Below are 21,228 nucleotides of genomic sequence, written 5' to 3' on the forward strand. Positions count from 1 at the left end.
ACCGCTCCCGGCATGCTCGACGGCAGAGTCACCGAACGGCCGCACGACCGGCACGAACGCACCCCCGGACGAAGGATGAGGAGCCCACCATGAAGGTGCTGTGGATATTCGCCCACCCCGAGCAGCGGTCACTGAGCGGCGCGCTGCGCGACGACGGCATCCGCACCCTGCGCGACAACGGGCACGAGGTCCGGGAGTCCGACCTGTACGCCATGCGGTGGAACCCCGTCGTGGACGGCGGCGACTTCGCGCACGACCCCGCGGAGCGGCTGGTGGTCGGCGACGTGTCCGAACGCGCCTACGCGGCAGGGCGGCTGAGCGGCGACATCCGCGCGGAGCAGGAGAAGATCGCCTGGGCCGACACCCTCGTCCTCCAGTTCCCGCTGTGGTGGTACAGCATGCCGGCCATCCTGAAGGGGTGGTTCGACCGGACCTTCGTGAAGGGCTTCGCGTTCGGGGTCACCGACCCGCACACCGGGCAGACCCTCCGCTACGGCGAAGGCATGCTCGCGGGCAAGCGCGCGATGGTCGTCGTCACCGCCGGTGCCCGCGAGTCGAGCCTCGGGCCGCGCGGTGTCAACGGCGAACTCAACGACCTGCTGTTCCCCCTCCAGCACGGGACGCTCTGGTACGCGGGGATCGCCGTCGTCCCCCCGCTGCTGGTGCACGGCGCCGACCGCGCCACGGCCGACGACTACACGTCCTCGCGTGCGCGCCTGCGCGAACGCCTCACCGCCCTGCCGACCGCCGCGCCCATCCCGTTCCGCACGCAGAACGGCGGCGACTACGACGCGGACCTCGTCCTGCGCCCCCACCTCGCGCCGCACGGCTCCGGCCCGGCCGTGCACAGCGCCGTGCCCGCGCCGGGGTGACGGATAGGGGGTGCGGCGGGACGACGGGGGTGCGGCGGAGCGACGGACGGGGGCGCGGCGAGACGGCCGATTCCCGGGCGCGAATCGCGATGCGGCCAATCATGATCGACAATTCAGATGATCTCCACCATTCCCCCGACGGCCACCCAGCAGCCGTTGTTTCCCACCTCGCGAAATGGACGCGACAAGCATCCATTTCCTCACACACCACGCGCGGCGAGCGCGGAACCCGGCCCTCCCCGATCCCTCCCGCACCCCCGATCACCCCAGCATTATCGCTGGCCAGGGTTGGCCATGTGTATTGCCCGCCGATCGAAGCGGATGGATCGTCCTCTGTACCGAACGTTCCGCGAATTCTTACCCTCAACCGGATCCGCATTCTCGTGCCGCCTTGCACCCGCAATGCCAGGCGGTCCATTGATCATTGCGCGAACCGGGGAATGGATCATGATGGATCGCAAAGGCGCAGATCGCCGCAGAGGGCCCCTCCGCGGCCACGGGTCCGTGCCCCGAGGGCTCGACCACGTGCCCGGGTCGAAACTCGACGAAGGGCGTTTCGGCCGGATGTTCCGGCGGCTTCGGCCGTTCGTCCCGGACAAGGAGCTCATCGAGTCGATCGCCACCGCGATGGCCGACACACCGCCCGCCGAACCCGCCCGCGACAACCCGCGGATCCCGGCCGGCTACACCTACCTCGGCCAGTTCATCGACCACGACATCACGTTCGACCCCACGTCCATCACCGACCGCCGCAACGACCCCGACGCCCTGACCAACTTCCGCACACCGCGGTTCGACCTCGACAACGTCTACGGCAGCGGGCCCGCCGACCAGCCCTACCTGTACAACAGCGCCAACCCCGGCCACCTCCTCGTCGGCAGGCACGACGACGAGTTCGACCTGCCGCGCAACGGGCAAGGGACCGCCATCATCGGCGACCCCCGCAACGACGAGAACATCATCGTCAGCCAGCTCCACCTGACCATGATGTTCTTCCACAACAAGGTCATGGAGCGCCTGGCGGAGCTGCCCGTCACCAAGGCACCCGGCGAGGACGACTTCACTGTCGCCCAGCGCGTGGTGCGCTGGCACTACCAGTGGATGGTCGTCCACGACTTCCTCAAGCTCATCGTCGGCGAAGCCACCCTGGCCGACGTCCTGCCGCGCAGGCCGCTCGTCGCCGGCGGGGAGCCGGTGGAGCGGCCCAACCTGTGCTTCTACAACTGGCGGAACCAGCCGTTCATGCCGGTGGAGTTCGCGGCGGCCGCGTACCGGTTCGGGCACTCGATGATCCGCAGCGGCTACAAGTTCAACACCACGGTGCCGCCGCTGCCCATCTTCACCAGCGAATCGATCAGCGACCCCAACACCGACCCGCTGTCCCACCTCGGCGGCTTCCGGACGCTGCCGCCGCTGTGGCAGATCGAATGGGCCCGGCTCTTCGCGCTGCACGGCAAGAAGGACAACGGGGTGCAGGTCGCCGCGAGCCGGCGGATCGACACCAAGATCGCCCCGCCGCTGCTGGCGCTGCCCCCCGAGGTCGCACCGGACGTCGCGTCCCTCGCCGCCCGCAACCTCACCCGCGGGGCGATGCTGCGGCTGCCGTCGGGCCAGGACGTCTCCCGTGCCATGGGGGTCAGGCCCCTCAGCGCCGCGGAACTCGGCATGCCCGAGCCGGGACCCGCACCGCTCTGGTACTACGTCCTGCGCGAGGCCGAGGTCAGGAACAAGGGCGAGCACCTGGGGCCGGTCGGCGGGCGCATCGTCGCCGAGGTGTTCGTCGGCCTGCTGGCCGCCGACCCCTCCTCCTACCTGCGCAACGATCCGTCGTGGATCCCGTTCCTCCCATCGAGCGTCCCCGGCGACTTCACCATGTCCGACCTCATCACCTTCTCCGGCTTCGGCCTGGACCCCGTCTAGCCGACCGGTGACGGCCCGCCACCGGAGAGAGGGCGGGCCGTCAGTCGCGGGGAGGGAGCACGAACGGCCTGGTGCAGCCGGGCGGCACTGCGGCCCGACGCGACCCGGCATCCCGGTACGCTCCGGCGCATCCCGGCGTCCTAAGGCGGCCCGGCGACCTCCACGAACACGTCCCCGCGCGTGCGGGCAATGCCGTTGATTCAGTGGGCAACGGAGTGCTCGTGAACTCTCGTGCAGACAGAGGTTGCCGTCGCGATTGCGAAGCATCCGCGACGGCAACCCACCCCCTTCACCCAAGGACACCGGGGCCGTCGAAAACACCCTCGCCCCCCGTTGATTCAACGGCATTGCGCGTGCGGGGAGCACCGCTTCGGCGGCACGGTCGCGGCCGCCGTACTGTGGCAGGGTGACCGTGGCCGCCGACCAGATGTCCGCCGCTCTGGCGCCGTACCTGGCGACGATGGACGCGTACGACCTCGGGCCGGGCCCGGTCGGCGTCCATCGCGGGCTGCCCTCGTCCACGGTGTCGATCACCATCCCCGCGGGCGACGCGTTCGAGGTCGAATGGGTCGACCGGTCCGGTTCGCCCACTCGGCTCCACGGTGTCGTGGCCGGGCTCCACCTGGACGCGGCCGAACTGAGGCAAGTGGGATGCACTCGCGGCGTGTACTTGACGCTCAGCCCGTTGGGCGCCAGTGCGCTGCTGGGGCTTCCGGCGTCGGCGCTGGCCGGGCACGCCGTCGACCTCGCCGACGTCGCCCCGGCGCTGGCGGACCTGCCGGAACGCCTGGCGGCCTGCCGCACCTGGCCGCAGCGTCGCGCACTCGTCGAACGCTCCCTGCTCACCGGCCTGTCCCGGCACGGCGAACACGCCGACCACCGCGAACTGCGGGCCGCGCTCGCCGCCCTGTCCGGAACCACCCGGGTGCAGGAGGCGGCCCGGCTGCTCGGATACTCGCGGCGACGCCTGAGCACCGCGGTCCGCAACGAGTTCGGGGTGACACCGAAGGAGTACCAGCGGCTCGTCCGCTTCGAGACGGCCCGGGGCCGGCTCGCGGCCACCGATGCCGGAGGGGGCGGAAGGGTCGGAGAGATCGGAGCGGACGGTCTCGCGGCGGTCGCCGCCGCGTCCGGATTCGCCGACCAGGCGCACTTCACCCGGGAGTGGCGGGCCATGGCCGGGTGCACCCCCACCGAATGGCTGCGCACCGAGGGCCCGGCAGCGCAGGGCCCGTCACCCGACGAGCAGCCGCCAGGCGAGGACCGCGCATCCGGCTGACGTCCGGCCGCCGGGCAAGGATCGCGCTTCCGGCTGGCGACCGACCACCAGGCGAGGACCGTACGTCCTTCTGACGTCCGGCCGCCGGGCGAAGAACGCGCACCCGGTTGACGACCGGTGCAGGCCGGGTGCGTTCCCAAATCTTCAATACCCCGCCGCGGCCCGATCCCATGATGGGTTCATGACTCCGACCCACATGTCCCCTCGCCTCATCGTGTCCGACCCTGACGAGGCGGCGAAGTTCTACCAGGACGCCCTCGGCGCCGAGGAAGAGTTCCGTTCCCCGCCGAAGGACGAGGGCCCGCCCACCATCGTTGCCCACCGCATCGGCGATTCGTCCTTCCGCGTCTCGCCGGCCGTCTCCTCGTGGGGGTGGCTCTCGACAGGGGACCTCGGCGGCTCCGCGGTCCTCCTCGAAATCGAGGTGGCCGACCCGGACGCGGTCGGCGAACGCATGATCGCCCACGGCGCCGAGGTGGTCGTTCCGATCGAGAACCGGCCCTACGGCAAGCGCTCGGGCCGCATCCGCGACCCATTCGGCCACCTGTGGATCATCACCGGCGAACTCCGCTGAACCAGCACACCCGCGCCATGACCGGCGAACCCGGTGACCCAGCCACATCGACGTCCACCAGATCGATGGCCGCAGACGCCTCGATCCTCCACGGACCTCCACGGCAGCAGTAGTACAGGGCGCGGTGTCGGAAGTCGGGGTACAGGCGCGGTGCCGGGTGGCAGCAGTACCGGAGTAGCGCAGGGAGAGCGTGCGCCCCGGATCTCTTCCCGGGCGCACAGCCGTCGCCCCGGCAAGGCCCAAGAGACGCGCCCCTAATCCCCTCGGGGCTCCTGCTCCGGCTCCTTCGGTTCGGGGTCTGCCTTGGCCGTACTGGAGAAAATGATGGGCAGCATGATGCCGCCGATGGCGCTTCCAATGATGATCCCCATGGGGATGTCGTCGATCATCACCCCGATGAACATCCCGGCGACGACTCCTGCGAACAGCGCGACGGGAAAACTCGCGAGCGGGTTCGACTTCTCCGACATTCGGCAGATCCTTTCGTCCGCCACCAGCATGACGCAGCCACGACCCGCAGAGCAGTCGTCATGGTCACCCACACCACATGACAAGTGTCATGTGATGTGGGTGACCAGCCCCTCAACAATCAACCCACCCCGCACCAGCGGGGAGCACCCGCGGGGCGTTTGGACGCCGCCGTGCAGGAGGGGTCCATCCCCGCGCGTGCGGGGAGCACGGGTTCACCAGCAGCAGTACGTTCGCCACCCAGGGTCCATCCCCGCGCGCGCGGGGAGCACCGCCTGGTGCCCGCCTACTTCTCCCCCAGCGCCGGTCCATCCCCGCGCGCGGGGAGCACTCTTGTTGACTTCGAACGCTACCGCGACGCACCCCCGATTCTGACCACTTCTCGAAAAACGGAAACTGGCATCCACACCACACAAATCACCCGAACGAGCACTGAGAACTACGAGACTCATTCATCCGGAAACCGCAGAGTAGAGGACGCCGACGACAGCTCGTGCGGGTTGAAGGGTTCGTCGCCCAATCGGCACGCTGCGCGATCAGCGTGAGGTTTTCATGGACGCGCTGACAGCGTGTGCATGGGCGTCATAGCCTGTCGCCATGGACGACATCGCCCCTACGCACGTCGATGAACGGCGCCCCGACCCCAATTGCGTTCACTGCCACGGCTCCGGGGAACTGCTCGTACCCGAATTCGGAGAGGTAGGCGACTGCACGTGCAAATGGGCCCCGATCACTCCACACGCATCCGATAACTGAGCGTGTACCGATCCGCCGGGATCATGATGTCGGCCGCCTCGACCGCAAGATCGCCAGCGTAGAACGTCTGTTTGATCATCATGAGCGGGACACCGGGCGCCACGTCCAACCGCTGCGCCTCCTCCACCGTGGGCATGCGCCCTTCGACGTCCTCGTGGATGTCCGTTACACGGTGGCCGATGGCACGAAGAAGCCCTCGAACGCATGTCCGAGGGCTACGGTCGCGGGGGTTACAACGCTCCGGATTTGGCCGCGGCGACCACTGCTGCCCACTGGGCCGACGGCACCGTGATGTGGCCGGCCTCGCGGTTCTGGGTGTCGCGCACCGCGATCTCGCTGGGGAACTCAGCGACCTCAACGCAGTTGCCGCCGTCGCTTCCGCTGTAGCTCGACTTGTGCCACTGCGTATTCACGTGATTACCCGTCTATGAGAGCTTTGATCTTCGCTGCTGAGGTTACCGTGTCGTCGGCTGCGCTCTGTGCCCCGCCAAACATGAGTGCAAGCGTCTCTATGTGTGTGCTTTCGGTTGTGGTCTCACCGCCCCATGCGTGCTCGCTGTAGGCGACGGTCGGTTGTTCGCGAAACGTGAGCAGTCGGAACGGCGAGATGCCGGGATGCATGCGCGTGTCGGCAGGCAGTAGCTGAAGCTGGATGCCGCCCTCCGCGAGTGAAAGGAGGTGCGCGAACTGTTCGAGCATGACGTCTGTACCGCCCACTCCGGTTCGCAGCACAACCTCATCCAGCACGAACCACGCCACGGGTCGTTGCTCCTTCGCGAGTACGGAACGACGTGCGGCTCTCGCGGCTACAAGCCTTCGGACTGTGTCGATACTCAGCCACGGGCGTCCCGATCGGATCAGTGCGTACGCGTAGGCGTCCGTCTGAAGCAAACCGGGCAGCAAGAACGGGTGGTACTCGCGAATGCTGGTTGCACTCTGCTCCATGAGGGCGACGTTGCGGAAGAAGTCAGGCGCATCAGGAGTGCTCACCTGCTCCAGGAATACTTGCAGGAGCCGCCCATCCGTTCCCAAAACGGCATCGATCGCTTCCACGACCGCTCTTGAGGGGGCGCGTGTTCCGCGTTGCAGCGCGCTGATCTGAGACCGCGAGTACCCGCAGGCCTTCGCTAGCTCGTGCTGTGTTTTGCCCCCAGCCTGACGTGCACGCCGAAGTTCTTCGCCGAACCTGCTCCATTGTGTTCCTTCCATGACACAAATTGGAGCACAGAATGCGCCCCTTAGCTAGATCATGCGCCGAAACAGAGGAAGTCCTTGGCGTGGCAGATTTGGCGCACGAATGTAGCACTATGGAATACGAACAAGAGGAAACGCGTCCGAACCTCCGACTTCGCCAGCCGCCGTCCACAGCCGCCAACGAGTCGATGACCCTTTACGAACTGCGCCGCCGGTATCCCACATGGCTCATCGGGTGCCTGCGCGGCGGGACGATGCGCGCCGTTCACCGCTACGACACGGCGACAACCGTCACCGCCTCGGGCTCCTACGCCACCACGATCGTAGAAGCACCCGACTCCGAGGCAATGAACGCCCTTCTGTCCTCCCAACAGGCCGTGCGTGGCGGTCGACACTCTGGAGTGGGAATCGGCACCCCATGTCCGCACTGACGTTGGCGCGGCTCTCGCGCGAATGGGGTCATGCCTGGCTGATCACCGGTCCCCATCCGGGGCGGACCTACACCGCGACCCGGCTGCGTCCCCGCGCGGGCGGCCCGAACCACCTCACAGTGCACACATTGCGCGGGCTGCGCACCCGCCTGGAGCAGATCGACACCGACGAGCGCGACCCGGTCCTGCCCCGCCTGCGTCCCGCATTGCCGCGCCGCGACCGCACCCAGCGCTACTTCCGCGTGCCGCCACCTCCAGCCGAGCGCACGACCGGCTGACCCCAGCCGGACACCACCGGCCGCCCCTGACGCGCCCGGCCCCGCCTCCACCCCTCCCACGCGGGGCCGGGCGCCCCACCTCGATCCCCCGAGGACAACACCCATGGCAACACCGCCGACTCCCATGCCTGAAACCGAGCCGCTCACCGGCGCCGAGGACCAGCCCTTGCGGCACGGCTACACCGCCCGCGCCCTCGCCCGCCTCGCCAACTACGCCGCCACCCAGTACCGCTACCCCACCCCGGTGCCCTGGGAAGAGCGCCGCGACCTCGCCTGGTCGGCCATCGCCGAACACCTCTACACCGCCACCGAGCCCCCGGAGTACTGGGATCTGATCCGCGCCGGGTGGAACGCCATCACCGTGCACACCCGCAAGCACCGCTCCACCCACGGCCAGACCGCCCACGGGTCGGCCCCGCAGTTCCACCGGTACTGGATGCTCGCCGCCACCCCCACCGGAAGCCCCGAGGAACGCGTCGTGGAACGCCTCGCCCTGGACCAGATCTGGGCCGCCCTGACCCCCCGCAACCAGGAACTCATCCGCGCCCTGTATGACCACGGGGACTACGCTGCGGCGGCGGAATCCCTGGGCCTGCCGGTGTCCAGCTTCTACTCGCTGATCTCGCGGGCACGGCGCGCCTTCACCGCGCTGTGGCTGGAAGGCGAAACCCCCACGAGAGCGTGGGGCAACGACGTCCGCACCGGGCGCGACCGGCCCAAACACGTCACCACCACCGCCCGCCAACGCACCCGCAAACGCACCCACCGCACCCAGACTTCCGGCGACGGGACACCCGCCACCCCGAGTCCGGGACGGGCGCCCCGCAACCGCCGCGACATCGGCACCACCGACACCGAACTCCTCACCCGCCACACCAACGGCGAGAGCTACCGAGAAATCGCCGCCACCCTGCCCATCGGCCCCACCGCCGTCCGCACCCGCATCCTCAACGCCTTCAAAACCACCACCGAGCCGCCCCAGGCAGCACCCGCCCCCCGCACCGGCTAACCGCCCTCACCCCCGCGTGTGCGGGGCTTGGCCCGGAGCCACCCCATAGGCGCTGGCCAGCTCCGGTTCACCCCCGCGTGTGCGGGGCTTGGCGCAGCAGCGCCACCAGTTCGGCCCGGTCCTTCGGTTCACCCCCGCGTGTGCGGGGCTTGGTGCGCGGCGAGGTAGACCGCCATGGCGCGCGCAGGTTCACCCCCGCGTGTGCGGGGCTTGGCCCCTCTCGTGTTCTGTGGTCCCACAAAGAATCGGTTCACCCCCGCGTGTGCGGGGCTTGGACCTGATCAAGATCCAGCGCCCCAACCTGCGCAGGTTCACCCCCGCGTGTGCGGGGCTTGGGCGAAGCTCTCCCTTGACCCATCGGGGGGAGGCGGTTCACCCCCGCGTGTGCGGGGCTTGGAAGTACAGCCCGCGCAACCCGACGTCGCCGTACGGTTCACCCCCGCGTGTGCGGGGCTTGGAGCTAATGACCTGGCACTTTGCGGCGCGTTATTGAAATGTTATTTCGGTTCATGGCCATCCATCCCGCCTCGCTAACTCAACCGAACGGCATGCTCCATCGTGACCCAACCACGATCGAGCAACGCGAGAAGGAAAGACCTCTCCCTATTCACGGACACGGCCTCCCGAGTGAACCACGCACACTCCCACCACCGGAAGGCGATCTCGGTTCGCTGGGCGGCCTTGTTCGCTGTCGGCGCCCGGTTTCTGGTGGAAAAAGCAGCAGCAAAGGCGGCAAGGAGCGATGCCCCCGGCTGGATCGGCCGGGGCGGGCGGTCGAAGTCGGGGTTCTCCTTGGCCCCTGCGGGGGTTCCGCGGGCCGCCCGCGCGTAGCCGCGTCCCTGGCAGCGAAAAGCACGGCTACCTGCGCAGAGCCGCACCCACGGAGGGTGTTTGGCGGGGTATGTTCCTTTTGGTGGCGGGGTGCCGCGCGCGAGTTGCTGACCTGCCATTTTGTGCGGGGCTCCGCATCGCGGTGGCACAACGCCCCCGGCCCCGTGTGCAGCGGTGGCCTATCCGCGCGTGCCCCGGCCCACCGCTGGCCGTTGCTGCCCCGTCGCGCGGCCCGCCCCTCGCGCACCCCGGCCGATCCAGCCGGGCATCGCCCCCTGCCGCCGTTGCTTCTTCTTATCCCCATCCGCATACCCGACCCGATCCAGCGGGGCCCAGGCCCCCACCGCCGTCGGTGCTGCCTTTAACCGCAGGCCACCCGCGCGCGGCCCGGCGACAAGGCCGCCCAGCAGACGGATCGACCCTAAAAAAACCCGCACGATCCGGCCAGGGCCCCGCCCCCTGCCGCCGTTGCTGCTTCTTAATCCCCACCGCGCATCCCGGCCAGTGGAGCCCAGGCCCCGAGTCCCCCTCGCTCCCGCCCTTGCGCGCCTCCGTCGCGCCCGCGCCTGCCCAGCGCTCCGAGCACGCGCCCCGCTCTCAACTGCAATAACGTCGGATTGTCGGTGGTCGCGTTCATACTCCGTGGGTGGTTTCTGTTCCTCCGGCGCGGCATTTGCTGCGGGCCAAAGACCTTGCCGACGCGCGGTATTCCGAGCCGCTGACTGTGGCCGACATGGCGTGCGCGGCGGGGCTTTCGCGTGCGCATTTCAGCCAGGAGTTCCGGCGGGCGTTCGGGGAGTCCCCGCACGCGTACCTGCTCACGCGTCGGCTGGAGCGGGCCGCGGCGCTGCTGCGCACCACCGATCGGCCCATCGCCGAAATCTGCATGTCCGTAGGTCTCCAGAGCGTCGGCTCGTTCACCACGTCGTTCACGCGAACGTTCGGACGGTCGCCGTCCGCCTACCGCACCGCGTACCCACCCGCGGCGAGCCACGCGCTGATCCCGCCGTGCGTGCTGCGTGCATACACACGTCCGCGACACCGGACTTTTCGAGAAGACACCGCGAATCCGCAGGCGTAGCGTTTTCACGAACGCTCCGACCACGCCGGGAGGCACCGCATGATCACGGTAGGCAGTACGCAGCTCTGGGTCCACGACCAGGACGAGGCGCTCGCGTTCTACACCCAAAAGCTCGGCATGGAGGTGCGCACCGACGTCACCGTCGCCGAGATGGGCGACTTCCGGTGGCTCTCGGTCGGGCCCGTCGGCCAGGCCGACTTCTCCATCGTGCTGATGCTGATCCCCGGCCCGCCCGTGATGGACGCCGCAACCGCCGACCAGGTCCGCGACCTCATGGCGAAGGGCTTCGCCGGAACCCTCTTCCTGAGCACCGACGACTGCAACGCGTCGTACAAGGAACTGTCGGCCCGCGGCGTCGAGTTCGTGGAGCAGCCCAGCGAGCAGCCGTACGGCATCGACTCCTCGTTCCGCGACCCCTCGGGCAACCACATCCGGCTGACCGAGGTCCGGTAGGACGGCGGGCCGCGCATCCCCATCCCGCCGGGCGGCACACCCATCCCTTGCGGCGACGCCGTCCGGCCGGAGGGCGTCCCCGCAAGGGTCATGGGAAGACGGGGACCCCGTCGGGAGTGAGGACGGGAGGGTCGGCGGGCTCGTGGCCCAGCGCGCGCCAGACCGCGTGCGCCGCGGCGAACTTCACGTCACCGGGCCCGGTGTCCACGAGCCGGTCGACGATGCGGGTCACCTCGACCCGCACGGGGTCGGCACCAGCGGAGAGGACTGCGAGCGCGTAGCGGACGCCGTCGCGCGCCTCGGCGATCGCGTCGTTGTCGTACGGTTCGCCGTAGGACGCGCCCGGCCCGTACACGTCCAGCCGCCACGCGAACGCCGCACCCGACACAACGGCCTCGTTCCGCACTGCCGGCTCCGCGCGGACCGTGACGTCGGCGTACCTCGCCCATCGGGACGTTTGGCGGGCGAGCAGGTAGCGGGCTTCCACCCGCGAAGTGTCCAGCGGGCCGGGGAGCGACGTCAACCGCGCATCCCGCCGCGTGCACCCCGCCCGCCCAGGTGGTCTCTTCGCCGCACCGATAGGCTCCGCCGCCATGGCGATGCTCTTCCACGGCACCACAGCGGACCATCTCGGCGCCATCCGGCGCGAGGGCCTGGTGGAACCCGCCGACTCCCCCGGGCGCGGCGTGTTCCTGAGCACCTCGCCGGTCTCCGGCAAGGGCGGCGACCCCGTCGCGTTCTCCTACGGGTGGCCGGAGAAGGAGTTCCGGAATCCGCAGCACCTGCCCGGCCACATCGTCGTCGTGGACCTGCCACCGGGTGAGCTGCACCGGGTGCGGGAGGTGGTGAGCAACACCGGTTTCGACCTCGCCTACAAGGTGCGGCTGCTCCGCAGGCTGCTCGCGGGCACCGCCCGCTCACTGTCGGAGTGGTGCACGCTGTACTGGCTGGCCCGCAGCCTCGCCGACGCCGGTGTGGCGCTGGAGCCGCGCGAGGTCGAAGCAGCCATGGACCTGCACGTCCACCAGCGGGCCGAGTCCCTGCGGCCCGACCTCACCCCCGCGCAGTGGCAGGCGTTCATGGACGCGTTCCGGCTGCTCGTTGAGGTCCGGAACCGCGACCTCTCCCCCGCCGCATTCGAGCGGGAGCGGACGAAGCTGCTGGCGGCGCACGGCATCCGGCTGCCCGACTGGATCGAGACGGACTCCGACTCGCGCACCTGCGCGCACTGCGTCGGTTCGGCCTTCAGCTACGGCCGCAGCCTCGTCTCCCTCGACGGGTACCGCCCGTTCGCGGAGTTCGCGGCGCGTCTCGCGGAGCGCCGCGCGGTGGCGGCCGACGAGTTCGCCGCTCCGCTGCTGCTGCCCGCGTCCGGGCCGTACCGCGACCTGGACGACGACCTCGCCTTCCTGCTGCGGGTCGTGCGCGCCCACACCGACGGGTACGGCGCGGATCTGGTCGAACGCTTCTTCGTGGAGCGCGAGGCCGCTGCCCCGGCGTGGACGTGGGACGACTGGTACGCGGCGTTCCCCGCGCAGGCGCCCGGCCTGCCGCGGGTCTGGACCGCGGAGTACGCGCGCCCCGCCCCCGTCACCATGGACGCGCTGCGCGCACCCGACAGCCAGGTGCACGCCGACAGGATCCCGCCCGAGTTGATCCTCGGCACCATCCAGGTCACGGACGGCCGGCGGATCGTCCCGTCCCTGCGCCCCGACCGCCGCCGGGGGCAGACCCTGCAATCGATGCTGCTGCGCAGGGCCCACACCATGCGGCGGTAGCGCGGCCCTGACCTGCGTCAGCGTCCCGGCCCAGCGTCTACAACCCACCCGGCGTCAGCGGACCGACGCGACGCCAACGGCCCGGCCCAACGCCAGCCGTCAGCCGCGCACCGCGCCTCACCCTCCGCCGGTCTGGCGCGCCACCAACCCCTCCACCAGCATCTCCAATCCCGTGCGCAGGCCGGCGGCCGGATCGTCGTCCTCGACCCCGAACAGGGGAAACGCCTCGCGCAGGTGGGGTAGGCGGTCGGCCGGAACCAGGTCGAGGTACTGCACGATCTGCGCGGCCCGCACCTCGGTCTCTTCGGCGGCCTGCTTCGGCGCCGAGCGGAGGGTCATCTCCCACGCTCCCGCGGTCAGGTGCAGCGCGAACAGGTCGGCGAACACCACGGCCTCGCGGGCGGGTATGCCGCCCGCCTTCAGCAGGCCGAGCACGCCGTCCATGAGTTCCAGCGCCTTGGGGGTCGAGGGGACGACCGTCTCCAGTGCGACGCGGGCGGTGCCCGGCCGGGCGGCCAGCGCCTTGGCGACGTCCACCCCGAGGTCGAGGAGTTGCGACCGCCACCGTTCGGGGTCGGGCTCGGGCACCACGACCGGTGCGAGCGCCGCGTCGTAGAGCAGTTCGTCGAGTTCGGCCTTGCTGCCGATGTACGCGTACAGCGAGGCGGGCCCGGTGCCCAGTTCCTGCGCGACCCGGCGCATCGACACCGACTCCAGGTCTCCGCTGTCGAGCAGGCGCAAGGCGGCCTCCAGGACCGCATCGAGGCTCAGTTGCCGCTTCACCGGCTTGTTCGCGCTGCGCAACCACACGGGGGGCGGCAGCGGTTCGACTCCAGTCATACGAACAGTGTACTTGACGCGAACACTGATCGTTGTTAGAACATTGTTTGCAAGACGAACACCATTCGCGTCGCGAACGGTACAACCGAAGGACTGATCCCCATGAGCTCGACCCCGCGCATCTTCGCCTCCCTCCGCCGGACCCCCATGCTCGTGGTGGGCGCACTCGCCATCGCCTGGGGCGTCACCAGCTCGTTCGGAATCCCCGGACTCTCCACCGGCGCCGGTGTCGTCACCGGCGTCGTCCAGGGCCTGTTGTGGACCCTGATCGCCGCGCTCGTCGCAACACGGCTCCTCCGCACACGCACTCAGTCCGGCCGGGGCCCCGACGCCGCCGCGCTCGTCGCGACACTGGGCGGCGCCATGATCTTCGGCCCGGGCCTCTACACCGCGCTCACCTACCTGACGCCCGAGGCGTACCTCGGCCTGATGCTCTCCGAGGACCCTGGGGCCGCCTACATCTACTTCATGGTCATGAACCCGATGATGGAGTGGCTGATCGTGCCGATAGCGGTGCTGCTGAACTGGAACTGGCCGCGCCGCCGCGCCGCGGCGATCAGCGGAGCCGTCGTCTACTTCGCGGTGCGCACCTGGACCGCGTTCTACTTCGCGCCGGTGGCCATGGGCTGGAGCGCGTCCGCCGGCAGCGCCCCCACGCAGGCCCAGCTCGACCAGGCCCAGCAGTGGCTGACCCTCGACTGGCCGCGGATCGTCCTCGACCTGGTCGTGTGCCTGGCGTTCGCGTCCGTGCTGCTGATGCGGCGCATCGGGCCCGTCCGGCGGGAGAACGCAGCCGCCGCGACCCAGCGGGGCCACCTGGCGGGCTCGGTCACCGCCCGGTAGGCCACCGGGACCCGCGCGCGGGCCCGCCTCCCCCACCGCGGGGCGGCGGGCCCGCGCGCGTCGGCCGTGGGACTCTCCCGGCTCTTACGCCCATTTCCGCCTCAGGGGTATTGCCCGGGCCCGGCGCCCGCCGATATCCTGCAAGGCTGTCCACACCCGTGGACTGCACTCGGGACCGTCTTGAGGCCGGACATTCCGGCGCCGTAGGAAGAAAGGGGCGTGCCGCTATGAGCCGGTGGATCTAGCCGCCCGCCCGGAAAGTCCGGGAGTACGGGCGGCGGGTTCCGGAAGGAACGAGATGTCCCGTACGGACAAGACCAAGCCTCTGTGGGTGCGCTACGCGGAGCATGATCCCCGGCCGGTCCACGATCACCGCTACGGCGCCTGCGACCTGCCGCCGAATCCGACGCGCGAAGACACGGCCACGCGCTGCGCGTGGGATCACCCCGACACCCTGCTGTTCGCCCACACCTGCTGCTCGGGCTGCCACCGGCGCGCCTGCAACCTGGATTGGACACGGATGGTGAAGGCCGCCAACCGCAAGGAGCGCTACGCGGGCCGGCGCGAGGCCCGCCGCTATGCCGCCGGAGAGCTAAGCGACTGACCCCGCTCCGGACACCGACGGCCCTAGCGGTCGGCGACCGCGCCCGCCGTCCTGGCGGCGGGTGCCGCGGCCCTGGGCCGGGACCAGGGCAGCAGCCGGTCGAGCGCGAAACGACCGCCGTTGAAGCCGACCGCCAGGGCGGCGGCGCCGAGAACGAGCACCAGCTCGAAACTCGGCCCGCCGCCCGGGGCGATCAGCGGGTCTCCGGCGTGCACCAGGCCGTAGGCCGCGGCCATCATGGCCGCGAGGCCGACCGCGGCGAGTGGCAGCAGCAGCCCGATCGCCAGGAGGGTCCCGCCGCCCACTTCGATGACGACCCCGAGAAGCGCGGCCATTCGCGGCATCGGCAAGCCGAGACCGGCGAACGACTGGGCCGTACCGTCCAGCCCGCTGAGCTTGTGCCAGCCGTGCGCGACGAAGACGGCGCCAATGGCGATACGGGCGATGAGCGCAGTCGCATCACCTGCGCGGTGCATTGATGTGGTCAGTGCGACCATGAGGATCTCCCTAGAATTCTACTGACACGCGGAATCGACCAGGATGCGGCTGATCAGAGATTGACCACGGGGTGCTGCCCTCACCCGGCGATAACCGGGGGATCGCGCAGCGGTATTCTCCCGGACGGCACCGTTAGGCGGCGCCGACATTCACGTCGATGCACGCGTAGAACGCGTTTCCGGTGTCGGCGATATTCCAGACGGCGAGCAGCTTCTGCTTACCGCTCACGTTGCCGAGGTCCACGTTGTGGGTGACCGAGGAAGGCGGCTGCGCACCGCCGTCGTCGACGACCTTGACGCGGTTGCCCCCGACGAAGTACTCCCATGTGCTGGTGCGGTGCTGGACGGTGAGCGTCCACGTGAAGTTGACCGACCGGCCGACGGGGGTGACCTGCCATCCCTTGGAGTCGTCGTCCAGTTCGGCGAACCTGGCGTTGCCGCCGCTGCAACTCCTGAGGCCCTTGGGTCCCTCGACGCTCTGCGGTTCATACTTGATCTCGCCGCAGGAGACGGTCCCCGCCGCGCACTGGGCCTGCCTGCTCGCAGGCGACGACACGTAGCCGTGCGCCATGGCCGTTCCGGCGGGCAGCAGCGCGAACATGAGCGGGGTGGCGGCCGCGACGGCGGCGACGGAGGTGATCCGCTTCTTCAAACTCATTCCACAGGTCCTCTCGGAAAAGGACCACGGTTTTCCGGAATGCCGGAACCCGTCGTCGGGAACCGTGCCGAAACGGATAACCGCGGCAGGGGCACTGAGGACCGTGCGGAGCCCTTGAAGGTCGGAGAACGGTTTTTCGTACCGTGCAATCGGGAGTAGGGGAATTAATGCCACGGTGCTGGTGTTGCATGCCCTCCGACTGGTCTAGACCGTAATGTGGCCACCACGGGCCGTCAAGAGGCCATCACTCGCCTATCCGGCGGAATCGCGCACAGAATGGCCGAAGGGAGAATTCGCAAACCCTGCGGGCGGTGCGCGGTATCGCCACCGGAGAACGGTGGGACGGATGCGGACCTGCGGCGGCGGCGCGGGCGGCGCCCCGTGGTCTGGTCGCCTTTCCGGCGCCCGCCGACGCCCGCCGCCGCGTGGCCCGCCGGGGTGAGTGTTTGCTGGCCTGCGCGCCACCTTCCGGCCGCTGCCACCCCTGCCGCCCCTGTGGCCCCACTCCCGCCGCCACTCCTGCCGCCGTTGCGCAGACTCCTGACGGCTCCCCGCTACCCCCTTCCCCGCGACCGGCTCATCGGCCGTTCGGCCGACCGCCGCGCGCGCGGAGTCGTCCCGATGGTCCATGTGCTCGTCGGCGCGCCGAACCTAGGCTCGCCGCCATGATTCCGACGCCGACACCGCCCAGCGCCGCCGCGCCCGCCCACCGGGCCGCCCACCACGCCGCGGCCCCGGCCCCCACCCCCACCCCGGCGGGTTGAGCACCATGGTGCGGACCACTCTCGCCGGCCTGCGCGCGCACACGGCGCGGCTCGTGCTGGCCGCGCTGGCGACCGTGATCGGCGTGGCCTTCGTGGCCGGGACCCTCGTCCTCGGCGACACGCTCAAGGCGCACACCGAACGCACCGTCACTGCGAACGCCGCAAAGGTCGACGTCGCCGTCCTCGCAACGAGCGGCCTGCGCAAGCTCCCGGCCACGCTGCCGGCGGAGCTCTCCCGCCTCAACGGGGTCGACCGCGCCCAAGGCGTCCTCCAGGGGACGACGACGCTGCTCGGGCGGGACGGCCGGCCGACCCGCGCCGAGCCGGTCGCCGCCTCGGTGTCCGTCCGCACCGAGATCTCCCGGGGCCGGGCGCCCGCCGCCGACGGGGAGGCCGCGCTCGCCGAGGCGACCGCCCGCGACGCCGGGTTCGCGGTCGGCGACACGGTCACCGTCCTCGACCCGAGGGGCGAACGGCACCGGCTGCGCGTCACGGGGCTCGTGGACACCGCCGGACACGGGGAACTCAACCTGCGCGGCGCCGTGCTCCTCACCCCCGCGGCGACCACCGCCGTCACCGGCGAGACGGAGTTCACCGAGGTCTACGTCGGCTCCGACGCGGTACCGGCGGAGCGCCTGCGCACCCGCGTCGCCGCCGCCGTCGGAACGGGCGGCCAGGACGTCCTGACCGGACGCCAGTGGGCCGACGAGAAGGCCGCCGGGAGCGGCATCGACCCCGGCGTCCTCACCACCGGCCTGCTGCTGTTCGCCGCCGTGGCCCTGCTGGTGGCGGCCTTGGTCATCCACACGACCTTCAGCATCCTGGTCGCCCAGCGCACGCGCGAACTCGCGCTGCTCCGCTGCGTCGGCGCGTCGCGGTGGCAGGTGTTCGGGAGTGTGCTGGGCGAGGCCGCGGCCGTCGGGACGCTGGCCTCGGCGCTCGGCCTTGCCGCGGGGATCGCCGCGGGCTATGGCGCGGTCCCGATCGTCGCCGCGTTCGGCGCCCCGATCAGTGTGGACACGGTCGCGGTGCGCCCGGCGACGCTGATCGCCGCCCCGCTCGCCGGGGTGGTCGCGACCGTCGCCGCGGCCGCGCTGCCGGCCCGCGCCGCCACCCGCATCGCACCCGTCGCCGCGCTGAACACCGTCAGCGGGGAGATCTCCGCACGCGCCGGTGCGGTGCGGGTCATCGGCGGCGTGCTGCTCTGCGCGGCCGGGCTCGCAGTCGCGCTGTACGGGGGCCTGGTGCAGACCGGCCCCCGGACCCCGCTGATCCTGGTGGTCTGCGGGGGGATGGTGGTCTTCCTCGGCGTCGTCGCGCTCGGCCCGCTGCTCATCGGCCCGCTGGCGCGCTTCGTCGGCGCCGTGCCCGCGCTGCTCTTCGGCGCCCCGGGGCGGCTCGCCGTCGCCAACGCCCGGCGCCATCCCAAGCGGGCGGCCGCCACCACGGTCGCCCTGACCGTCGGGGTGACCCTGATGACCGGATTCTCGGTGGTCACCGCGTCCTTCACCGCCTCCGTGGGCACCGGTGTGGAACGGGCCATCCCCGTCGACTACATGATCAGCGCGGCGGGCAGCGCCGAGACCGCCGCCATCCCGCCGTCGGTCGTCGCCGAGTTGCGCGGGCACCCCGACGTCACCGGGGTCGCCGCGCAGCGCGAGACCCTGGTGCGCATCGACGGGAAGCGCGCGTCCATCGGCACCATCAGCCTGGACGGCGCCGTCGGCCGGCCGACGGTCGAGAAGGGAGCACCGATCGAGGCGCTCGGCCCCGACCAGATCGCCATCCGACCGGACCGCGCGCGGCAGTTCGGGGTCGACGTCGGCGACACGCTGACGGCGCGGGTCGGCGGGCGCACGGTCGCCCTGGAGGTCGGGGCGCTCGTCACCGGGGACCCGTTCCCGCCGTTCTACGTCACCGCGGCCGGGTACGACGCCCACTTCGGCGGCCGCGGCTACAGCGCGGTCCTCGTCGACGTCGCACCGGGCCTCGCGCCGGAGCGGGCCCGCGCCGTCGTGGAGGACGCCACCGCGTCGCACCCCACCGCCGACATCCTCGGCGCGCACGACGCGAAGGAGCAGTTGGTCTCGACCCTGTCGGACTTCGTGGCGATCGTCGCGGGACTGCTGGGGTTGGCCGTTGTCGTCTCCCTCATCGGGATCGCCAACACCATGAGCCTGTCGGTGGTCGAGCGCACCCGCGAGTCCGCGATGCTGCGCGCCCTGGGGCTCGGCACCCGGCAACTGCGGGGCATGCTCGTCATCGAGGCGCTGATCCTGGGGGTCATCGGGGCGCTGGTGGGGGTCGTCCTCGGTGTCGGCTTCGGGCTCGGCGCCGCCGCGACCGTCCGGGACGACCTCGTTCTCGCGCTGCCGGTCGGGCAGATCGCCCTCATCGTCGCCGGTTCGGGCCTGGCCGGGATGGCGGCGGCGGTCGCGCCGGCCAGGCGCGCCGCGCGCGCCCCCATCGCGGCGTCGCTGGCGGGCGAATGAGGCGCGGCGCCGCCCGGTCCGGGCTCTCGCCAGGGGCGGCGCCGCGATGTACCGTGGCGCTATCCGGTCCTGGATCTTCCCAGGTCGGCAGCGCCGCACCGGAGATCCGGGCCGCCACTCCGGCGGAAGGGGCTTGACCATGGCCGCGCGCGAACCCGTGAGCGAACCACCGGTCGGCCGCGGACGCGGCGCCTCCATCGGCCTGTGGCTGGTCCAGGTGATCCTGGCGGTGTTCTTCATCGCCGCGGCCGCCGTCCCCAAGCTCATCGGCGAGGAGACCGCCGTGACCATGTTCCGCGACATCGGCATCGGCCAGTGGTTCCGGTACCTGGTCGGCGCGCTCGAATTCGCGGGCGCGGTCGGGCTGCTCGTCCCCCGGCTCGCGGGGCTCGCGGCGCTCGGGCTCGTCGGGCTCATGGTCGGCGCGTTCTTCACCCAGTTGCTCATCCTCGACGGCGGCGCCCTGGCGCTGACCCCGCTGATCCTCGGCCTCGTCGCCGCCGCCATCGCGTGGGGCCGCCGCCACGAGATCGCCGCCCTGGCCGGCGTCCTCCGACGCTGACGCCCCGCGGCGCGCCCGCGCGAAACCGCGTCGACGCCCCCTCCCCCGCCTGGTCTAATACGGCGGCATGGACGCACCGCTGGGACCCGCGATCGACACCCGCCCCCTGTACCCGCGCGAACGCGCGGCTCTGCTCGACCTACTGCGGTCACTCACCCCACCGGAGTGGGCCGCGGCGACCGTGTGCCCCGGCTGGGACGTCCACGACCTCGCCGCCCACATCGCGTGCGACTACCTGCGGCGGCTCTCCGGCAGCCGTGACGGCCACGCCGGTGCGGTGTTCGAGCCCGACGACACGCTGCCCACGTTCCTGGCCCGCACCAACGAGGAGTCCGTCCGGGCGCTGCGCCAGTGCAGTCCCGCGGTGCTGATCGACCTGATCGCGCACTTCGGCCCACAACTCGACGCCCTCTGGTCGGGCCGCGACCCGCACGGCCCCGCCGACCTCGACGTCTCCTGGGCCGGTTCGCCCGAACGGCCCAGCCCCGCCTGGCTCGACATCGCACGCGACTACACCGAGTTCTGGGTGCACCAGCAGCAGATCCGCGACGCGGTGTCCCGGCCGGGCGCCGACGGACCCGAGCTCATGCGCCCCGTGGTCGACACCTTCCTGCGCGCCCTGCCCCACACACTGCGCGGCGAGGAGCGCCCGCCGGGCACGGCGGTCCGCTTCGAGGTCGAGGGCCCCGCCGGGGGCACCTGGGAGGCGGTTCACGGCCCCGGCGGGTGGCGGCTGCGGCCCCCCGCCGGGGCCGCTGACGCCGCCGCGCGGGTGGTACTGGACCAGGACTCCCTCTGGCGGCTGGCGTCGCGCGGGATCACCGTCGAGGAGGCCGGGCGGCGCGCGGCCGTCTCCGGTGACCCCGCGCTGGCCCGCGCCGCCGCCTCCCTGCTCGCGATCGTGTGGTGACCCGCGGACCTGCAATGCCGTTGACGTAGGGGGGCGGTGCGCGCTGCGTCCACATCCCGAACTTCCTGGTCGTCGCCGCCGAGGTCGGGGGCGACGCGCCGGAGGGCCCCGCCGCATAGCAAAGGGGCAGGGCG

At 71.0% G+C, this 21,228-nt stretch carries 22 protein-coding genes and 1 CRISPR repeat array; of the genes, 14 read left to right on the forward strand and 8 right to left on the reverse strand.

Annotated features, from left to right (window positions below):
* Positions 1–89 precede the first annotated feature (89 nt).
* The 4 genes from CLV63_RS04525 (at position 90) to CLV63_RS04540 (ending at position 4,645) form a co-directional block, all read left to right on the forward strand.
* The gene (locus tag CLV63_RS04525; RefSeq protein WP_106581574.1) at positions 90–872 is read left to right on the forward strand and encodes an NAD(P)H-dependent oxidoreductase; all 783 of its coding nucleotides are present in this window, start codon (positions 90–92) and stop codon (positions 870–872) included.
* 525 nt (positions 873–1,397) lie between these two features.
* The gene (locus CLV63_RS04530; protein WP_245928574.1) at positions 1,398–2,792 is read left to right on the forward strand and encodes a peroxidase family protein; all 1,395 of its coding nucleotides are present in this window, start codon (positions 1,398–1,400) and stop codon (positions 2,790–2,792) included.
* A gap of 406 nt (positions 2,793–3,198) precedes the next feature.
* Positions 3,199–4,071, forward strand: coding sequence for a helix-turn-helix domain-containing protein (locus CLV63_RS04535; RefSeq protein WP_245928575.1), 873 nt, complete (start codon positions 3,199–3,201; stop codon positions 4,069–4,071).
* 181 nt (positions 4,072–4,252) lie between these two features.
* Positions 4,253–4,645 (forward strand): VOC family protein, encoded by a 393-nt coding sequence (locus CLV63_RS04540; protein WP_106581576.1) that lies wholly within the window; start codon positions 4,253–4,255, stop codon positions 4,643–4,645.
* 254 nt (positions 4,646–4,899) lie between these two features.
* Here the strand turns inward: CLV63_RS04540 and CLV63_RS04545 are convergent, their stop codons facing one another.
* From CLV63_RS04545 to CLV63_RS04560, 4 genes are all read right to left on the reverse strand, one after another.
* Positions 4,900–5,115 (reverse strand): hypothetical protein, encoded by a 216-nt coding sequence (locus CLV63_RS04545; protein ID WP_106581577.1) that lies wholly within the window; start codon positions 5,113–5,115, stop codon positions 4,900–4,902.
* A gap of 728 nt (positions 5,116–5,843) precedes the next feature.
* A complete protein-coding gene (locus CLV63_RS33430; RefSeq protein WP_281260692.1) occupies positions 5,844–6,050 on the reverse strand; it encodes a UTRA domain-containing protein in 207 nt (68 codons plus the stop codon).
* Positions 6,051–6,099: 49 nt separating this feature from the next.
* Positions 6,100–6,282, reverse strand: a complete 183-nt coding sequence (locus CLV63_RS04555; protein WP_106581579.1) for a DUF397 domain-containing protein — start codon at positions 6,280–6,282, stop codon at positions 6,100–6,102.
* Positions 6,283–6,286: 4 nt separating this feature from the next.
* The gene (locus CLV63_RS04560; protein ID WP_106581580.1) at positions 6,287–7,078 is read right to left on the reverse strand and encodes a helix-turn-helix domain-containing protein; all 792 of its coding nucleotides are present in this window, start codon (positions 7,076–7,078) and stop codon (positions 6,287–6,289) included.
* Positions 7,079–7,481: 403 nt separating this feature from the next.
* On the opposite strand from CLV63_RS04560, the gene CLV63_RS04565 reads away from it, so the two are divergent.
* The 4 genes from CLV63_RS04565 to CLV63_RS04580 all read left to right on the forward strand — a co-directional run bounded on the left by CLV63_RS04565 (position 7,482) and on the right by CLV63_RS04580 (position 11,146).
* The gene (locus CLV63_RS04565) at positions 7,482–7,772 is read left to right on the forward strand and encodes a hypothetical protein (RefSeq protein ID WP_106581581.1); all 291 of its coding nucleotides are present in this window, start codon (positions 7,482–7,484) and stop codon (positions 7,770–7,772) included.
* A 124-nt stretch (positions 7,773–7,896) separates the two neighbouring features.
* Positions 7,897–8,781 (forward strand): RNA polymerase sigma factor, encoded by an 885-nt coding sequence (locus CLV63_RS04570; protein WP_106581582.1) that lies wholly within the window; start codon positions 7,897–7,899, stop codon positions 8,779–8,781.
* A 3-nt stretch (positions 8,782–8,784) separates the two neighbouring features.
* A CRISPR array of direct repeats spans positions 8,785–9,239; the repeat unit is 28 nt; unit sequence GGTTCACCCCCGCGTGTGCGGGGCTTGG.
* A gap of 1,019 nt (positions 9,240–10,258) precedes the next feature.
* Positions 10,259–10,693 carry a helix-turn-helix domain-containing protein gene (locus CLV63_RS04575; RefSeq protein WP_106581583.1) on the forward strand — a complete coding sequence of 145 codons (435 nt, stop codon included), beginning with the start codon at positions 10,259–10,261 and terminating at the stop codon, positions 10,691–10,693.
* A 39-nt stretch (positions 10,694–10,732) separates the two neighbouring features.
* The gene (locus CLV63_RS04580; protein ID WP_106581584.1) at positions 10,733–11,146 is read left to right on the forward strand and encodes a VOC family protein; all 414 of its coding nucleotides are present in this window, start codon (positions 10,733–10,735) and stop codon (positions 11,144–11,146) included.
* Positions 11,147–11,234: 88 nt separating this feature from the next.
* Here CLV63_RS04580 and CLV63_RS04585 read toward each other — a convergent pair whose 3' ends face one another.
* A complete protein-coding gene (locus CLV63_RS04585; RefSeq protein ID WP_106581585.1) occupies positions 11,235–11,633 on the reverse strand; it encodes a hypothetical protein in 399 nt (132 codons plus the stop codon).
* 106 nt (positions 11,634–11,739) lie between these two features.
* Between CLV63_RS04585 and CLV63_RS04590 the strand changes: the two genes are divergently transcribed.
* Positions 11,740–12,924, forward strand: coding sequence for a hypothetical protein (locus tag CLV63_RS04590; protein WP_106581586.1), 1,185 nt, complete (start codon positions 11,740–11,742; stop codon positions 12,922–12,924).
* 117 nt (positions 12,925–13,041) lie between these two features.
* Here CLV63_RS04590 and CLV63_RS04595 read toward each other — a convergent pair whose 3' ends face one another.
* Entirely contained in the window at positions 13,042–13,764 is a 723-nt protein-coding gene (locus tag CLV63_RS04595; RefSeq protein ID WP_106581587.1) for a TetR/AcrR family transcriptional regulator, read from the reverse strand.
* A gap of 102 nt (positions 13,765–13,866) precedes the next feature.
* Between CLV63_RS04595 and CLV63_RS04600 the strand changes: the two genes are divergently transcribed.
* Entirely contained in the window at positions 13,867–14,607 is a 741-nt protein-coding gene (locus CLV63_RS04600) for a hypothetical protein (RefSeq protein WP_106581588.1), read from the forward strand.
* A gap of 298 nt (positions 14,608–14,905) precedes the next feature.
* Positions 14,906–15,211 (forward strand): hypothetical protein, encoded by a 306-nt coding sequence (locus CLV63_RS04605; protein WP_106581589.1) that lies wholly within the window; start codon positions 14,906–14,908, stop codon positions 15,209–15,211.
* 23 nt (positions 15,212–15,234) lie between these two features.
* On the opposite strand, the gene CLV63_RS04610 is transcribed toward CLV63_RS04605, so the two are convergent.
* Positions 15,235–15,708, reverse strand: coding sequence for a DoxX family protein (locus CLV63_RS04610; protein ID WP_106581590.1), 474 nt, complete (start codon positions 15,706–15,708; stop codon positions 15,235–15,237).
* 133 nt (positions 15,709–15,841) lie between these two features.
* Positions 15,842–16,366: a lytic polysaccharide monooxygenase auxiliary activity family 9 protein gene (locus CLV63_RS04615; RefSeq protein WP_106581591.1), complete on the reverse strand. Its 525-nt coding sequence runs from the start codon at positions 16,364–16,366 to the stop codon at positions 15,842–15,844.
* A 769-nt stretch (positions 16,367–17,135) separates the two neighbouring features.
* Here CLV63_RS04615 and CLV63_RS04620 point away from each other — a divergent pair.
* From CLV63_RS04620 to CLV63_RS04630, 3 genes are all read left to right on the forward strand, one after another.
* Entirely contained in the window at positions 17,136–19,622 is a 2,487-nt protein-coding gene (locus CLV63_RS04620) for an ABC transporter permease (protein WP_106581592.1), read from the forward strand.
* 139 nt (positions 19,623–19,761) lie between these two features.
* The gene (locus CLV63_RS04625; RefSeq protein WP_106581593.1) at positions 19,762–20,184 is read left to right on the forward strand and encodes a DoxX family protein; all 423 of its coding nucleotides are present in this window, start codon (positions 19,762–19,764) and stop codon (positions 20,182–20,184) included.
* Positions 20,185–20,251: 67 nt separating this feature from the next.
* The gene (locus tag CLV63_RS04630) at positions 20,252–21,094 is read left to right on the forward strand and encodes a maleylpyruvate isomerase family mycothiol-dependent enzyme (protein ID WP_106581594.1); all 843 of its coding nucleotides are present in this window, start codon (positions 20,252–20,254) and stop codon (positions 21,092–21,094) included.
* Positions 21,095–21,228: the final 134 nt, after the last annotated feature.

Source organism: Murinocardiopsis flavida, from assembly GCF_003014485.1.
GTDB lineage: Bacteria > Actinomycetota > Actinomycetes > Streptosporangiales > Streptosporangiaceae > Murinocardiopsis > Murinocardiopsis flavida.

Coding starts and splice junctions, on each gene's coding strand:
- CLV63_RS04600 (WP_106581588.1), top strand. CDS start 13,867: ATGAGCTCGACCCCGCGCATCTTCGCCTCCCTCCGCCGGACCCCCATG.
- CLV63_RS04625 (WP_106581593.1), top strand. CDS start 19,762: ATGGCCGCGCGCGAACCCGTGAGCGAACCACCGGTCGGCCGCGGACGC.
- CLV63_RS04525 (WP_106581574.1), top strand. CDS start 90: ATGAAGGTGCTGTGGATATTCGCCCACCCCGAGCAGCGGTCACTGAGC.
- CLV63_RS04620 (WP_106581592.1), top strand. CDS start 17,136: ATGGTGCGGACCACTCTCGCCGGCCTGCGCGCGCACACGGCGCGGCTC.
- CLV63_RS04615 (WP_106581591.1), bottom strand. CDS start 16,366: ATGAGTTTGAAGAAGCGGATCACCTCCGTCGCCGCCGTCGCGGCCGCC.
- CLV63_RS04580 (WP_106581584.1), top strand. CDS start 10,733: ATGATCACGGTAGGCAGTACGCAGCTCTGGGTCCACGACCAGGACGAG.
- CLV63_RS04560 (WP_106581580.1), bottom strand. CDS start 7,078: ATGGAAGGAACACAATGGAGCAGGTTCGGCGAAGAACTTCGGCGTGCA.
- CLV63_RS04605 (WP_106581589.1), top strand. CDS start 14,906: ATGTCCCGTACGGACAAGACCAAGCCTCTGTGGGTGCGCTACGCGGAG.
- CLV63_RS04570 (WP_106581582.1), top strand. CDS start 7,897: ATGCCTGAAACCGAGCCGCTCACCGGCGCCGAGGACCAGCCCTTGCGG.
- CLV63_RS04610 (WP_106581590.1), bottom strand. CDS start 15,708: ATGGTCGCACTGACCACATCAATGCACCGCGCAGGTGATGCGACTGCG.
- CLV63_RS04595 (WP_106581587.1), bottom strand. CDS start 13,764: ATGACTGGAGTCGAACCGCTGCCGCCCCCCGTGTGGTTGCGCAGCGCG.
- CLV63_RS04590 (WP_106581586.1), top strand. CDS start 11,740: ATGGCGATGCTCTTCCACGGCACCACAGCGGACCATCTCGGCGCCATC.
- CLV63_RS04540 (WP_106581576.1), top strand. CDS start 4,253: ATGACTCCGACCCACATGTCCCCTCGCCTCATCGTGTCCGACCCTGAC.
- CLV63_RS04565 (WP_106581581.1), top strand. CDS start 7,482: ATGTCCGCACTGACGTTGGCGCGGCTCTCGCGCGAATGGGGTCATGCC.
- CLV63_RS04630 (WP_106581594.1), top strand. CDS start 20,252: ATGGACGCACCGCTGGGACCCGCGATCGACACCCGCCCCCTGTACCCG.
- CLV63_RS04545 (WP_106581577.1), bottom strand. CDS start 5,115: ATGTCGGAGAAGTCGAACCCGCTCGCGAGTTTTCCCGTCGCGCTGTTC.